Below are 328 nucleotides of genomic sequence, written 5' to 3' on the forward strand. Positions count from 1 at the left end.
GAAAAGCACCTGCGCAGCAGCACATCGTATTCCGTGCGGGTGCTTTTCCACTGAATTGCCGGCAAGGCCGCCGCCTAGCGCGCCAAGCAGGGTCATTGCGGTGCGGCCGTTGCCGCTGCCAAACTGATTGCCGACCACGCCGCCCGCCACCGCGCCGCCTACCGCACCAATGCCGGTACCGTGACCTTCCTGGCGCGCCGCCGAGATCGCGACCACGGTGCCGCACGTCGAGCAATGCGCCGTCTGTGCGGGCTGCCGTTGAGCATATTGCGGCTGCTGCGCCGCCGGCGCCTGCGCGACAGGTTCCTGCTGAGCGTACTGCTGCGGG

At 68.6% G+C, this 328-nt stretch carries 1 protein-coding gene; it reads right to left on the reverse strand.

What is annotated here, in order from left to right; genetic code table 11:
- A partial coding sequence (locus tag EN859_RS36400; protein ID WP_135913688.1) for a glycine zipper 2TM domain-containing protein occupies positions 1–328 on the reverse strand: 328 nt, incomplete at both ends.

This window comes from Mesorhizobium sp. M00.F.Ca.ET.216.01.1.1 (assembly GCF_004010325.2).
Taxonomy (GTDB): domain Bacteria; phylum Pseudomonadota; class Alphaproteobacteria; order Rhizobiales; family Rhizobiaceae; genus Mesorhizobium.